This is a genomic window from Veillonella sp. Ser01, assembly GCF_053850375.1.
In genome coordinates, this window is record NZ_JBSPUA010000001.1 from 687,846 (window position 1) to 701,788 (window position 13,943).

12 protein-coding genes and 1 pseudogene are annotated in these 13,943 nt (G+C 37.7%); 1 reads left to right on the forward strand and 12 read right to left on the reverse strand.

Annotation, left to right across the window (positions count from 1 at the left end):
* Positions 1–70: 70 nt before the first annotated feature.
* The 10 genes and pseudogenes from ACWTVK_RS03275 to ACWTVK_RS03320 all read right to left on the reverse strand — a co-directional run bounded on the left by ACWTVK_RS03275 (position 71) and on the right by ACWTVK_RS03320 (position 7,449).
* Entirely contained in the window at positions 71–724 is a 654-nt protein-coding gene (locus ACWTVK_RS03275; RefSeq protein ID WP_456045920.1) for a DUF4304 domain-containing protein, read from the reverse strand.
* A gap of 105 nt (positions 725–829) precedes the next feature.
* Positions 830–1,105, reverse strand: coding sequence for a pyridoxamine 5'-phosphate oxidase family protein (locus ACWTVK_RS03280; RefSeq protein ID WP_456045921.1), 276 nt, complete (start codon positions 1,103–1,105; stop codon positions 830–832).
* Positions 1,106–1,452: 347 nt separating this feature from the next.
* Entirely contained in the window at positions 1,453–1,923 is a 471-nt protein-coding gene (locus tag ACWTVK_RS03285; protein ID WP_456045922.1) for an SMI1/KNR4 family protein, read from the reverse strand.
* A 181-nt stretch (positions 1,924–2,104) separates the two neighbouring features.
* The gene (locus tag ACWTVK_RS03290) at positions 2,105–2,653 is read right to left on the reverse strand and encodes a methyltransferase domain-containing protein (RefSeq protein ID WP_456045923.1); all 549 of its coding nucleotides are present in this window, start codon (positions 2,651–2,653) and stop codon (positions 2,105–2,107) included.
* A 150-nt stretch (positions 2,654–2,803) separates the two neighbouring features.
* Positions 2,804–3,370: pseudogene (locus ACWTVK_RS03295) on the reverse strand (23S rRNA (uracil(1939)-C(5))-methyltransferase RlmD); the annotation flags it as partial.
* A 71-nt stretch (positions 3,371–3,441) separates the two neighbouring features.
* Positions 3,442–3,921 carry a pyridoxamine 5'-phosphate oxidase family protein gene (locus ACWTVK_RS03300; RefSeq protein ID WP_308522567.1) on the reverse strand — a complete coding sequence of 160 codons (480 nt, stop codon included), beginning with the start codon at positions 3,919–3,921 and terminating at the stop codon, positions 3,442–3,444.
* A 92-nt stretch (positions 3,922–4,013) separates the two neighbouring features.
* On the reverse strand, positions 4,014–4,454 hold the full coding sequence (locus ACWTVK_RS03305) for a BdrN protein (RefSeq protein ID WP_456045924.1): 441 nt from the start codon (positions 4,452–4,454) through the stop codon (positions 4,014–4,016).
* Between the two features lie 33 nt (positions 4,455–4,487).
* Complete coding sequence (gene rlmD, locus ACWTVK_RS03310) at positions 4,488–5,975, reverse strand: 23S rRNA (uracil(1939)-C(5))-methyltransferase RlmD (RefSeq protein WP_456045925.1); 1,488 nt, start codon at positions 5,973–5,975, stop codon at positions 4,488–4,490.
* Entirely contained in the window at positions 5,976–6,644 is a 669-nt protein-coding gene (locus ACWTVK_RS03315) for a TerC family protein (protein ID WP_295210042.1), read from the reverse strand. It abuts the gene before it with no gap.
* A gap of 145 nt (positions 6,645–6,789) precedes the next feature.
* The gene (locus ACWTVK_RS03320; RefSeq protein WP_308522571.1) at positions 6,790–7,449 is read right to left on the reverse strand and encodes a TerC family protein; all 660 of its coding nucleotides are present in this window, start codon (positions 7,447–7,449) and stop codon (positions 6,790–6,792) included.
* 290 nt (positions 7,450–7,739) lie between these two features.
* Here ACWTVK_RS03320 and ACWTVK_RS03325 point away from each other — a divergent pair, with 290 nt between their 5' ends.
* Entirely contained in the window at positions 7,740–9,083 is a 1,344-nt protein-coding gene (locus ACWTVK_RS03325; RefSeq protein WP_456045926.1) for an MATE family efflux transporter, read from the forward strand.
* 48 nt (positions 9,084–9,131) lie between these two features.
* On the opposite strand, the gene uvrC is transcribed toward ACWTVK_RS03325, so the two are convergent.
* Together uvrC and uvrA are read right to left on the reverse strand one after the other, a co-directional pair.
* Positions 9,132–10,958: an excinuclease ABC subunit UvrC gene (gene uvrC, locus ACWTVK_RS03330; protein ID WP_456045927.1), complete on the reverse strand. Its 1,827-nt coding sequence runs from the start codon at positions 10,956–10,958 to the stop codon at positions 9,132–9,134.
* A 32-nt stretch (positions 10,959–10,990) separates the two neighbouring features.
* Complete coding sequence (gene uvrA, locus ACWTVK_RS03335; RefSeq protein WP_456045928.1) at positions 10,991–13,843, reverse strand: excinuclease ABC subunit UvrA; 2,853 nt, start codon at positions 13,841–13,843, stop codon at positions 10,991–10,993.
* Between the last annotated feature and the right edge of the window lie 100 nt (positions 13,844–13,943).

Genomic DNA, 13,943 nt, shown 5'->3' on the forward strand with positions numbered 1-13,943 from the left:
CATTATATTACATTTATAAGTATGAGTGTATAGTAAAAGCCCTTCGCTTATTATGCGAAAGGCTTAACTATTATTTGTCTATTTCAAGTCCATTGATAAAAGCAAATTTAATCATATCGGCTCCATAAAACTCGCCTTCATCTAATAAGATACTTTCCTTCGGCAAGTCTTTCAAATGATTATAAAAGCCAATATATTTACTTCTTAACTTATCTTTTTCAATTATCTTATTAAAATACTGCTGAGCCTTAGCTTTCCCACCAAAGTGATAAATATAATACAGTAAGTTATGATCAATTATATCTCCATCTATAAGCTTTTCAATATTACTTTCTGTATCTTCAAAATCATCAAATACCGGGATGATATGTTCCTCAAGTAATTTACTAACTTCATCTACAGTATACTGATAGCTTGCTCCTGCTAATTGCCACCAGTGCCAAGCTTTTCTATTTAATAAGCTTCCAAGCTCTCCGCCATAAACAAATCCATTATGATAATTTGCCTTCTTCATATCTTTTGAATAAATAAAAATATGTGGAACAAATTCTACACTACACGCATAATTATTTCTGTTAGCCTGAAAACAGATTTCAAATGTAAGATCTTTATTTTTAGAGATTTTCTTTAACTTCTGTCCTTTGCCAGTCACCTTAAAATCTGGAAAATGACTCGCTATATCTTGCCACGCTTTTTCACATACTTCTCTAGGCTTCAATGTCATACTAATACTCCTCAAATATCTTATAACTTGTTTATTTTAATTATATTACATCTACTAGTATGAGTGTATAGTAAAAGCCCTTCGCCTATGCGAAGGGCTAATCTATTATTTCTCTTGTACTTGTTTTCCACTCATATGTTCAATGGTAATTTCAAACATTTGTGTTGCTCTCCCATTACGAGCAATTTGTTCATCAGCTAAAGTTTCATCAGGATAATACTTCATAGCAAATTCTTTTAATCGCTCTATAGATTCGGGGCCAGCCTCTAATAAACGACACCGTCCAAACACAACTACACTTTGTACATACGGAGCCCAGGATTCAGATTCTTCAATACGCTTATTACCATATACGGTAAAACATACCTTATCTGAATTCAATACATCTTTTCTCCAAATAAACCGAGAGTTTCATTAAATTTCTAATGAAATTATCTCCATAAATTTTGATTTCTCTTTGCTTAAAAATAAATACCATTATATAATTCCATAAACTCTTTAGCAAACTTTGCGATAAGTTCATGATCAAGTGTAGTAGCTAAGATTTCTTCACTATCATTAGCTGTTGATGTCCAAGATTCGCTGTTACAGAAACGCTATCGCATAAAGCATTCGTAATTAAGGACTTCGGTCTATTCCCTTGTCATTAATACAACCGTCTCCTCAACAAATTCAAGTTAGCAAGTACACATTATATCAATAAGAACTTCACGAATGTCCATTATTGGCTATTTAATTTGGTTGTAAAGCTCAATACCCTGTTCCGCTAAACCAAAAACTAACTCCTTAAAACTTTCTGCAATAATTTCTAAATCATCAACCGATGTCACATATACATCATGTGGCAAAACAACAATTTTGTCTGTTTCCTTTAAAATACAAACTAAACTTCCATCACCTAAACCGCCTATAGGAAAAACAGTATCATTTGATATGTTGCTTTCTTCGTCGTCGCTATAGTTTGCAATAAAAGCAGGGTATACACAACCTAATTCCTCTAAAGTGAAAATCCATGGATCAACAAAATGGCAGCCACCAAATTCCTTGAGTAAATATCGATATTCTGACGGAATTGGTTCGAATTTGTTTTCAAACTCAGATATGTCTTTTTCGGACTCCGGGTGATATTTGTTGTGCGTGTCAGCCATAACGCTATAAGCTTTTCTTAGTAATTTAATCTCTGCTTTTGTTAATTCCATATGCTTTCTCCAATCAATACGATGAATTATCTTTTGTTCACCTTATCCGCCTTTGAAAATCAGCCCAACAAACGGGAATTGGTTATCCTTTTCCGCAAGCTCCTTTTCCAATATTGCCCTCAACATTATGATAAAATATCCGGCACTTTTCCTGCGTAAATGCTTGCACAATTCCATTCAACTACTGAAAATCCATATTCTTTAATAAAATCTTCAAAATTTTTTCCCATTCTTGATACATCTTAAATCCTAAAATAGACATCAAACTTTTTATCATTTTTCTTTGCTTTCCCTCTTTCCATAGAAAAGTGGGGGCGAACAAAGTCCCATTAGGTTTTAACACCCTATATATTTCTTTCATCGCCTCATCCGGTTTAGGCATAATATGAAGTGCATTAGCAATTAACACACAATCAAATTTTTCATGCGAATAGGATAATGCTACTACATCGGCTGTTTCAAATGTAAGATTTTCGTATTCCCCACGCTTTTTAGCTTCCTGAATCATTTGCTCGGAGAAGTCTGTACCGATCCAACTTTTCATATGCTTTAAAAGATTAAACGATAATTGTCCTGAGCCACAAGCAAGTTCAAGTACTTCCATGTCTTTATTCAAATGAGGACGAATGTATTCGCAAACTTTATCATATACTCCTTTGTCTTTTTTCATGAAAGGAGCATATAGCTTAGCAAATTTATCCCAAAATTTTTTATTGCTTTTATCAATCATTTCAACGCTTCTTTAAATATAAAAATAATCCTATCAATCTTTATATTGAGCCTATTTTCTCATTGATACCTTGCAAGAAAGGAATAATAGCTGTTCCTATACCAAGTAGGAATGTCATAAATGCAGAAAGTCATATGCTGTCATTCTTTTCTATTCAATCATTTTGAAGTGTCTCAAGGCATCCATGATAGCTTCTTCTTTTTCAGGTGTACACTGTGGAATAATTTGTTTCTCCTTTTTAGACTTGTTGTAATGTTCTCGTAATTCTATTCCACATTTCCTTTTTATCTGTGCAATATATAATGTCGGAACTTTTAATTCAAATTTATTCCAAACATATTCTTTGATTTGAGCATATGTTGCCTTACTTTCAGCACTGGTCAAATCAAGCTCATCCAGCTCAATTTCAACTTCTATATGCTTATCGACATCGAGTTTGGACAAAAGTGCTACCGTCTCAACATGCGCTGTCATTGGAAACATATCCACTGGTTGTACTTCTTTTAGTTCATAGCCGTAGTGTGTAAGGATTTCAATGTCTCGAGCCATGGTGGCTGGGTTACAGGATACGTAGACAATGCGTTTTGGTTCCATGCCCGCTGCAGAGGTTAATACTTCTTCTTTACAGCCTGCGCGAATTGGATTGAATACGGCAACATCTGATCGAACGCCTGCTTTATAGAGTTTTGGCATTTCTACTTCTGCATCACCGACTACATTATATCATATTACATTTATAGGTATGAGTGTATAGTAAAAGCCCTCCGCATAAGCGAAGGGCTAATCTATTATTTTTCTTGTACTTGCTTTCCACTCATATGCTCAATGGTAATTTCAAACATCTGTGTTGCTCTCCCATTACGAGCAATTTGTTCATTAGCTAACGATTCATCAGGATAATACTTCATAGCAAATTCTTTTAATCGCTCTATAGATTCGGGACCAGCCTCTAATAAACGACACCGCCCAAACACAACTACACTTTGTACATACGGTGCCCAGGATTCAGATTCATCAATACACTCATTACCATATACGGTAAAACATACCTTATCTGAAGTTTTCAATGCATCTACTTTATGACCCGCTTTAGCTCCATGAAAGTAAATTTTCTGCCCTGCACAATCGTAAAAATAATTAATAGGAATAGCATAAGGGTAGCCGTTATCGCCATTCATAGCAATAATTCCACGACGATTAGATTGTAATAAAGCTTCTGCAGCACTATGGTCTATTTCATTTATTTTCTTGCGAACTGGTTTAAACATATATATCTCCTGATTTTAATTACTAATTGTATTTACAAGATACATGAAAGTACCACTATTAGTATCATCAACTTTAGAATACTCTTTCCAGTTTAAAGATTTCCCTCAACTACTATAATAGATGTATGTTGAAGTGCTTCCTTAATCCAATCAATAAATGTCTTTAAAAAATCTTGCTCTACTTTACTATAGTTTATAAGATCAAATTCAATATTATGAATTATTTTAATCCAGGCGTCTTGCTTAATCCAATTATCAAAGCATATATCAAATCTATCTCTTTGAGTATTATCCGATGCATCTATAATAGGATACGCTTTATTAAAATAAGAAACTAAGATATCAAAATCTGGACTATAAACACGTAATGGCTTTCTATAACAGTGCCAGTCTTTCCAACTTGGTTCATGACTAGACACATCAGAAATTTTGAGTGGATTAAAGTCTAAGCGTATATTCTCATATAATGGAGCATTAAGTCTTAGCTCCATATAATCTTGGTTTATATAATCTGATGAATTTAGCCATACCATTATAGTTCGCTCCATAAACTTATAAACAATATATTAAAGTGATGCTTCGCTTCTAGAAAGCAAAGCAACAGCTTCGACATGCGCTGTCATTGGGAACATGTCTACAGGTTGGACTTCTTTAAGTTCATAGCCGTAGTGTGTAAGGATTTCAATGTCTCGAGCCATGGTTGCTGGGTTACAGGATACGTAAACAATGCGTTTTGGTTCCATACCGGCTGCAGAGGTTAGTACCTCTTCTTTACAGCCTGCGCGGATTGGATCGAATACAATAACATCTGGTCGTACGCCAGCTTTGTAGAGTTTTGGCATTTCTACAGCTGCATCAGCGACGATAAATTCTGTATTATCATAACCGTTGCGACGCGCGTTTTCACGAGCATTGATAATAGCAGGTTCTACGATTTCTATGCCTATTACATGTTTTGCCTTATGAGCTAAAAACAATGAAATAGTCCCAGTACCACAGTACGCATCAATAACGGTTTCATCACCTTTTAGGTCCGCATAAGCTAATGCTTGATCGTAAAGTACTGTCGTTTGTTCTGGATTCACTTGGAAGAAGGAATGTGGAGATAATGTAAACTGTAAGTCCTTAATATGATCTGTAATCGTCCCATCACCATAGAGGATATTGTTTTTAGGTCCTAATATGACATTAGTACGCTTACCATTTACGTTATGAACGATAGTTTCTACTTGAGGAATTCTTTCCGTTAGTTTCTCTACCCACTTCTCTTTATGGGGCAATTGTTCGGTTGCCGTTACAAGAATAATCATCCATCCAGATTGTCCAATGCGTCCAATAATATGGCGCAGTACGCCCTTTCCTGTATGTTCGTCATACGGTTCAATGTCAAACTCTTTAGCAATTTGGTAACAAGTTTGAGCGATGATATTATTCCCTTCATCTTGAATAGGACAGTTTGTACCTTGCACAATATCGTGAGAGCCCATTGCATAGAATCCCATTTGAATATCGCCTTTAGTACCGCCTACAGGCATTTGCATTTTATTTCGATATGCCCAAGGTTCTTTGGGGCCTAATGCAGGTTTTACAAGGTCTGGATTTTGATGACCAATGCGTTCTATAACGTCCTTCACCTTTTGTGTTTTTAGTGAAAGCTGTCCTTCATAGGTAATATGTTGTAGTTGGCATCCCCCACAGAAGCCATAGAGATCACAACTAGCATCGATACGATTCGGAGCCATTGTAACAATCTCTAAAAGTCTACCTGTAGCATACGTCTTTTTTACCATGGTGATGACTACTTTTATAGTTTCTCCAGGCAAAGCAAAAGGAACAAAGACAGTAAAATTATCTACACGACCTACCCCTTCACCACTGCTACCAATACCGTGAATGGTTACGAGCACTTCATCACCTAGTTTAACAGGTGCATTGAGTATAGCTTGTTGTTTTTTAGATACTGTACCGCTCACAGTTTGCTGTGAATTTGAGCGATTCGCTCTTCTATGTTGTTTAGATTGTTTTTTACGAGATGTACGACTTGTACCGTTCATTTACGCGTCTCTTTTCTTCCAAATTTTAATCATACCAGTCACAATGAGTACAAAGAATACAGTACCGAATTTCACGAGTAATTCTTCACCTTGAATATATGGCATAAGAAGTGGATCTTCCACAATCATTTCGCCTGCAACCCAGCCAAGTAGTGCACCACCTGCCCAAAGAATAGCAGGAAATTTATTAATAATACGAGCAAATAATGTAGAGCAAAATACGATAATTGGAACAGTAATTAACATACCTGCAATAACAAGCTCTAAATGACCTTTAGCGGCCCCTACTACACCGATGACATTATCAATACTCATCATAGCGTCGGCTACAATAATCGTCCAAATAGCACCCATTAATGAATTCTTAGCTTCAATATGTGCATCTTCATCTCCACCTTTTAATAATTGAATGGCAATCCATACAAGTACAAAGCCACCACCTAAGTGGATAAGAGGAATTAAAGTAAGCGCCTCTACTAAAAGGGTAGCAAATAAAAGGCGCATTACAATAGCCCCTACAGTACCCCAAATTACGGCTTTCTTTTGTAGTTCTGGAGCTAATTTACCAGCTGCCATACCAATTACTACAGCATTATCGCCAGCCAACAAAATATCAATTAAGATAATCTTACCAATGGTCACCCACGTGGCAACTTCTAAAAATTCCATTCTGTACATACCTCAATTCAAACGAGTAATTCAATAACTATCCCTTAACTATACCATAATTTTTCTATTTTCTCACCTAAAAGAGAGCTATTAGTTTACATAAAAAAATCTCTCCTCCTATGATTAGGAGAAGAGATATATTCTATTATTTCTTGAGTTTTTTAGCTACCAAAGATGCTCCTACTACGAGGATTACTGCAGCAATTTTGATGAACAGTGCATATGGTTCAACACTATGAGCAATCAATGTATCCTCTACTGCCATACCAGCACCTACCCAGCCAAGGATACCGCCGCCAACGTATAGGATAATTGGAAATCGTTCGATGACTTTCACAAATAAAGTACTGCCATAAATGATGATTGGTACAGTTATGAGCATACCAATAGCTACCATTGTCATATGACCACCTGCAGCACCAACTACACCGATAACATTATCGATGCCCATAATACCATCTGCAATCACAATAGTAGTAATAGCAGCACGCAAACTATCCTTCGCTTCAATATTATGCTCGCTTTCATCATCGGCAACAAGTTTATAACCGATCCATAAGAGAAGGATACCACCTACTAAACGAAGTGCAGGAATATTGTTCAATGCCTCTACAAATAAGAATGCCATAACAAGGCGTAAAATAATGGCCCCTGCTGTGCCCCAGAAGATAGCTTTCTTCTGCAAATGAGCAGGTAAATTACGAGCCGCCATACCAATCACAATAGCATTATCACCAGCAAGTAAAATATCGATAACGATGATTTGTAACATCGCCAATAAACCTTGAATAGATAAGATGTCCAATGTATCCTCCTTATAATACAACTATAGTATATATATTATAATCGATATAGTTCAGTAGTGTAAAATTCAATTTGTAAAATATATATTCATTTTTAGCATACTCCATTCATATTAATATGAGAAGCATAACACTACAAATAGAAGTTCTACGATATAAAAAATCATTAATTATAGATTCATAATAGACTAATCAATAATATATATTTAATTCCCAATTCTCAAGGCATTTATCTATTAAATTAGGCTACTTTATGATATCGTATAATATATCATTAATAAGGGAGGTAAGTATGTATCAAACATATTCTATATCACAAAAGTTATGGTTGTTTATTAAACTATTTACTCCTATGTGCATAACACAATTTTCTCTTATAGGTGGTACATTTATAGCCATCTTTTTAACGGGACAATATAGTACGATAGATTTAGCAGGGGTTGCTACGGGGTATAATTTATGGCTCCTCTTCTATATCTTTGCACAAGGAACGTTGTTAGGTATCACTCCAATTATTTCTCAGCTATTGGGAGCTAAGAAAACCGATGATATTTCAACAATCTTTTATCAAGGTCTTTATATCGGTACAGGCCTAGCATGTATCATTTTAATAATTGGTCTCTTAGGCTTACGTCCTCTTCTGACAGCATTAAATCTAGAACCTGCTGCAGCTGAGGTATGTATTAGTTACCTGAAAGCTTTTGCTCTTGGTTTGTTCCCTCTACTTTGGGTAAACACCTTGCGTAATACAGTCGATTCCCACGGGTTAACACATTACTCTATGGCTATCGTTTTTACAAGCTTTGTGATTAATGTATTCTTAAACTATGCACTTATCTTTGGCCACTACGGTTTTCCTGAAATCGGTGGTGTTGGTGCTGGTTATGGTATTGCTGGTGCTTGTTGGACCAACTTTATTCTCTTTAGCTTAGTCATTCTCTTCCATCCTAAATTAAAGGGATATAGAATTTATAAGGACTTTAAACGCCCAAGCTTCCACTATATTCGTGAGCAATTACAAGTGGGTATTCCTATTGGTGCTTCCATTTTCTTAGAAGCCAGTATCTTTAGTATCGCTGGCCTCTTGATGGTTCACTTTGGATCTGCCGTAGTAGCAGCCCATCAGTCGGTTATTTCCTTTACTAATGTATTCTACTGCTTACCACTCAGTATTGCTATGGCCTCTACTATTGCTGTTGCTTACGAGCTCGGTGCAGGGCGTAAAAAAGAAGCCATTCAGTATTCTTACATCGCTCGTATAATGGCCATCATCATTGCGTTACTCATTTGTGCCTTTACGTTCACCAATATGGACAATATTGCAGACCTATTCACAAATGATGACGAAGTATATGGTCTTATTTATCAATTCCTTGGATATGGCGTATTCTTTGCCGCTATCGATGCCATCGGTACTCCATTACAAGGCATTCTAAGAGCTTATAAGGATGTAAAAATAGTACTTTACATCTCCCTCGTATCGTATTGGGGGGTATGTTTTCCTACTGCTTATATTCTTGCTAAAAATCCTAATTATGGACCATTTGGCGTATGGATTGGGTTACTCGCTAGCGTACTAGCAGCAAGTGTATTATTTACTTGGCGTACTTGGTACATTCAACGTCAACAAAAATAAATAACATACTTATACAGCAAAAGAGCATCTTAAATAAGATACTCTTTTTTATTTCAACATATCTTGTTTTTCTGCCTTAGACATGCGGAAGAAATTATATAATGCTTCTGCCGTCTTATAGTTCATAGATTCCACCTTTGAAAGCTCATCAATAGATGCTTCTTTCATGGCTTCTAAACTATTAAAGTGAGCCCATAATGCCTTTCGACGTTTAGGGCCGATACCTTCAATATGATCTAGAATAGATTCTAAATTACGTTTCCCACGAAGCTTACGATGGTACGTAATGGCAAAGCGATGGGCTTCATCACGTATTTGTTGAAGCAATTGAAGCTCTGGTGTGTGATGGCTTAAGATGATGCTTTCAGATTGTCCTTCTACAAAGACCTCTTCAATACGCTTAGCTAAAGAGATAACAGGCACATCTGTAACACCTACACCGCGAATCAACGGCAATGCTGCATTGAGCTGACCTTTACCACCATCGATGATGATTAGATCAGGCATAGGCCAATCTGTTTCCTTACCGTACCGTCGTTCCATGATTTCTGCCATAGACTTGAAATCATCAGGTTTACCTTGTGTCGTTTTTAATTTAAATCGGCGATATTCTTTCTTCGCTGGTTTGCCACCTTCAAAGACAACCATAGATGCTACCGTTTCAGCACCTTGGGTATGAGAGATATCGAAACACTCCATACGCTCTGGCAAGCGAGGTAAGTCCAATACTTCCGCTAATTTTTTAACGGCTCCACCAGTCTTATCAATTTGATGTTGCCACTGACGACGGCGCTCTTCAAGGAAGGTTTCCGCATTCTCATGGGCCATCTTGATCATATCCATCTTGTACCCTCGTTGTGGTACAGATACGTCTACATTCTGGCCTTTAAGCTGCGTAAACCATTCACGTAACAAGTCTCTATCAGTACTATCCATAGGGAGTAATAGCTCTTTAGGAATAAAGTTCGTATCCCCATAGTACTGCTTGATAAAGTCCGTCATTATAGTTTCAGCACTATCTCCATCGTGTTGCACAAAGTAGTTTTCGCGACCTAGTAATCGACCACCGCGAATAAATAGTAACTGTACACAGGCCATAGATGTATCTACTGCAAGACCTAACACATCTAGGTCCCCTCGCTGCGTAACCATGCGCTGCTTTTCTTGTATCTTTTCAATACTAGATAACTGATCTCGATACCGTGCGGCATCTTCGAAGCGTAAGTCTTCTGCAGCTAATTCCATCTTTTCTTTGATTTCTTTAAGCAATGGTATAGGCTTACCTTCAAAGAGTTCTACAATTTCATCAATATATTTCCGGTAGTCTGGTACAGAAATCTTATTAAAGCACGGCGCTTCACAGTAATGCATGTGGTACTGTAAACACGGTCTCTCTACCTTCATAGATTTACATGTCCGCAAAGGATAATACTGACGAATCAATTTTAGTACTACATGAACTGATGTTACATCTGTAAAAGGTCCAAAATACTTGGCCCCATCACGTTCAAGACGGCGCGTCATATATACACGTGGGTAGTCCTCTTGTACTGAGATTTTTACGTACGGATACGTTTTATCATCGCGAAGCCTAATATTGTATTTAGGCTCATGCTCCTTAATAAGCGTGTTCTCTAAGATAAGCGCTTCCATTTCCGTCTTTGTTTGAATGATTTCTACATCGACTGCTCGCTTCATCATGGCCGCAACCTTAGGTGCCCGATTGGCATCATTGCGCACATAGGAACGAACACGATTACGCAAATTAATGGCCTTACCAACATAGATGATGCGGTTATATTGATCACGCCATAAATACACGCCCGGTGTAGTCGGCAAATGACTGACCTTCTCTAGTAATTCTTCAGATGGCATATGTCCTCCTTTCTTCGTAGATTTTTAATATTTTATTTCTTATTTTTTGATGCTTTCATAAATTTCTTAGTCTGTTCTAATACAGGACCTAAGAATTTGCCCGTATAGCTTTCTTTTACCTTAACGATTTCCTCTGGTGTACCTGTAGCTACGATAGTGCCACCGCGATTACCACCTTCAGGACCGAGGTCTATAATGTGGTCTGCCATCTTAATGACATCTAAATTATGTTCGATAACCACCACTGTGTCCCCACCATCGACGAGCTTTTGTAGTACATCTAAAAGCTTACGAATATCTTCAGCGTGAAGACCTGTAGTCGGTTCATCAAGAATATACAGTGTTTTACCTGTGCTGCGCCGAGCTAGTTCAGTAGCTAATTTAACGCGTTGAGCTTCACCACCAGATAATGTTGTAGCAGCTTGACCTAAGCGGATATAGCCTAAACCGACCTCTTGTAGTGTAATCATCTTACGATGAATTTTAGGGATGGCACTAAAGAATTCTACTGCATCGTCTACGGTCATATCTAATACATCAGCAATAGATTTGCCTTTGTATTTAACCTCTAAGGTTTCTCGATTATAACGGGCACCCTTACAAACCTCACAAGGCACGTACACATCTGGTAAGAAGTGCATTTCAATTTTAATGATACCATCACCACGACAAGCTTCACAGCGACCACCTTTTACGTTAAAGCTAAAGCGACCTTGTTTATAGCCACGCATCTTTGCTTCCGGTGTTTGACTATAGAGCTCGCGGATCGCATCGAATACACCTGTATAGGTAGCTGGATTAGAGCGCGGTGTACGACCGATAGGACTTTGGTCGATATTGATGATTTTATCGATATGTTCAAGACCACGAATCTCTTTATGAGCCCCTACTTTATGATTAGAACGATATAATTGATTAGCTAAACCTTTATAGAGAATTTCGTTGATTAAGGTAGACTTACCAGAACCGCTGACACCAGTAACAACATTGAATAAGCCAATAGGGAATTTTACATTCACATTTTGTAAATTGTTTTCCTTAGCACCGCGAATTTCAATGCAGTTCTTACCTGGTTTACGACGTTCTTCAGGAAGAGCAATAAACTTGCGGCCGCTCAAGTATTGACCAGTAATAGAGTCTTTTACCTTCATCACTTCCTCTACTGTACCGGCTGCAATAATTTGACCACCATGTTCACCAGCACCAGGCCCGATATCTACAAGATAATCAGCAGCACGCATCGTATCTTCATCATGTTCTACAACGAGCAAGGTATTACCTAAGTCTCGTAAGCCTTTTAAGGTATCGATGAGTCGATCATTATCTCGTTGATGTAGACCTATGGACGGTTCGTCTAGGATGTATAATACACCTACTAAACCAGAGCCAATTTGCGTAGCTAGACGAATACGTTGTGCTTCACCACCAGATAAAGTGCCTGCACTACGGTTCATAGTAAGATAATCAAGGCCTACATTGTTTAGGAACCCAAGACGAGCATTAATTTCTTTTAAAATCTGAGCACCTATTACTTGTTCCCGTTCAGTAAGCTGTAAGGTACCAAAGAAATCGAGTGCTTCTTTAATCGTTAACTGCGTTACCTCATTAATGTTCTTATCCCCTACGGTAATGGCTAATACTTCAGGTTTAAGACGAGCTCCATGGCATGTAGTACAAGGCTTAATGGACATAAATTTTTCAAACTCTTCACGCATAGAATCTGTAGAGGCTTCACTATGACGGCGTTTTACCATCGGTAAAATACCTTCGTACTCAGTAAAGAATTCCTTCACTTCACCGCGCATATTTTCGTACGTGAAAGCCACCTTATCTGTAGTGCCATACATTACTTTTTTCTGTAATGCTTTTGGCAATTCATCATAAGTAGAATCTAAAGAGTATCCATTGGCCTTCAATAGACCTTCTACTTGACGCATAAACCATGCATTAGGATTAGAGCTCAACGCTTGTACACAACCATCGGCAAAGCTAATAGATCCATCTGGAATAACGCGCTCTTCGTCTACTTCCATAGTGGAGCCAATACCCAAACAAGCTGGGCAGGCACCAAATGGGCTGTTAAAGGAGAACATACGTGGTTCAATTTTCGGCAAGGAAATATGACAATCTGGACATGCAAAGTGTTGGCTGTACATGTGTTCAGGTCCATCTACCTCTTGGATAACTACAATGCCTTCTGCCCATTTTGATGCGGTCTCCATAGAGTCTGCTAGGCGAGATTCAATGCCCTCTTTAACCACCAGACGATCTACTACGATATCGATGGAGTGTTTTTTATTTTTCTCTAATACAATATCTTCATCTAATGTACGTACAACGCCATCTACGCGGGCACGAACAAAACCTTCTTTTCGAAGTTGATCAAAGACGGATTTATGCTCCCCTTTTTTCCCTTGAATCATAGGGGCTAATACTAAAATCTTAGTACCTTCTGGGAAGTTCATTACATCGTCTGTCATTTGTTGTATCGTTTGCTGTGTAATAGGCTTACCACATTCAGGACAATGAGCATGGCCTACACGAGCAAATAATAGACGCAAGTAGTCGTAAATCTCCGTTACAGTACCAACTGTAGAACGAGGATTACGGCTTGTAGTCTTTTGATCGATAGAAATAGCTGGAGATAAACCTTCAATATAGTCTACATCGGGTTTATCCATTTGTCCCAAGAATTGACGGGCATAAGCAGATAAAGACTCTACATAGCGTCGTTGTCCTTCTGCATAAATCGTATCGAATGCCAAGGACGATTTACCAGAACCACTGAGGCCGGTTAACACGATAAACTGGTCCCGTGGTAAGGATATATCTATATTTTTAAGGTTATGCTGACGTGCACCTTTTACAATCAATTGGTCTTTCATTATTTTCCCTATATAAAGAGATGATACCAAGCGGCATCATCTCTCCCATAACTAACATGAAATAATATATCTATATTATCGCACATATAGTCTATATAAT

Coding starts and splice junctions, on each gene's coding strand:
- ACWTVK_RS03275 (WP_456045920.1), bottom strand. CDS start 724: ATGACATTGAAGCCTAGAGAAGTATGTGAAAAAGCGTGGCAAGATATA.
- ACWTVK_RS03285 (WP_456045922.1), bottom strand. CDS start 1,923: ATGGAATTAACAAAAGCAGAGATTAAATTACTAAGAAAAGCTTATAGC.
- ACWTVK_RS03290 (WP_456045923.1), bottom strand. CDS start 2,653: ATGATTGATAAAAGCAATAAAAAATTTTGGGATAAATTTGCTAAGCTA.
- ACWTVK_RS03300 (WP_308522567.1), bottom strand. CDS start 3,921: ATGTTTAAACCAGTTCGCAAGAAAATAAATGAAATAGACCATAGTGCT.
- ACWTVK_RS03305 (WP_456045924.1), bottom strand. CDS start 4,454: ATGGTATGGCTAAATTCATCAGATTATATAAACCAAGATTATATGGAG.
- rlmD (WP_456045925.1), bottom strand. CDS start 5,975: ATGAACGGTACAAGTCGTACATCTCGTAAAAAACAATCTAAACAACAT.
- ACWTVK_RS03315 (WP_295210042.1), bottom strand. CDS start 6,644: ATGGAATTTTTAGAAGTTGCCACGTGGGTGACCATTGGTAAGATTATC.
- ACWTVK_RS03325 (WP_456045926.1), top strand. CDS start 7,740: ATGTATCAAACATATTCTATATCACAAAAGTTATGGTTGTTTATTAAA.
- uvrC (WP_456045927.1), bottom strand. CDS start 10,958: ATGCCATCTGAAGAATTACTAGAGAAGGTCAGTCATTTGCCGACTACA.
- uvrA (WP_456045928.1), bottom strand. CDS start 13,843: ATGAAAGACCAATTGATTGTAAAAGGTGCACGTCAGCATAACCTTAAA.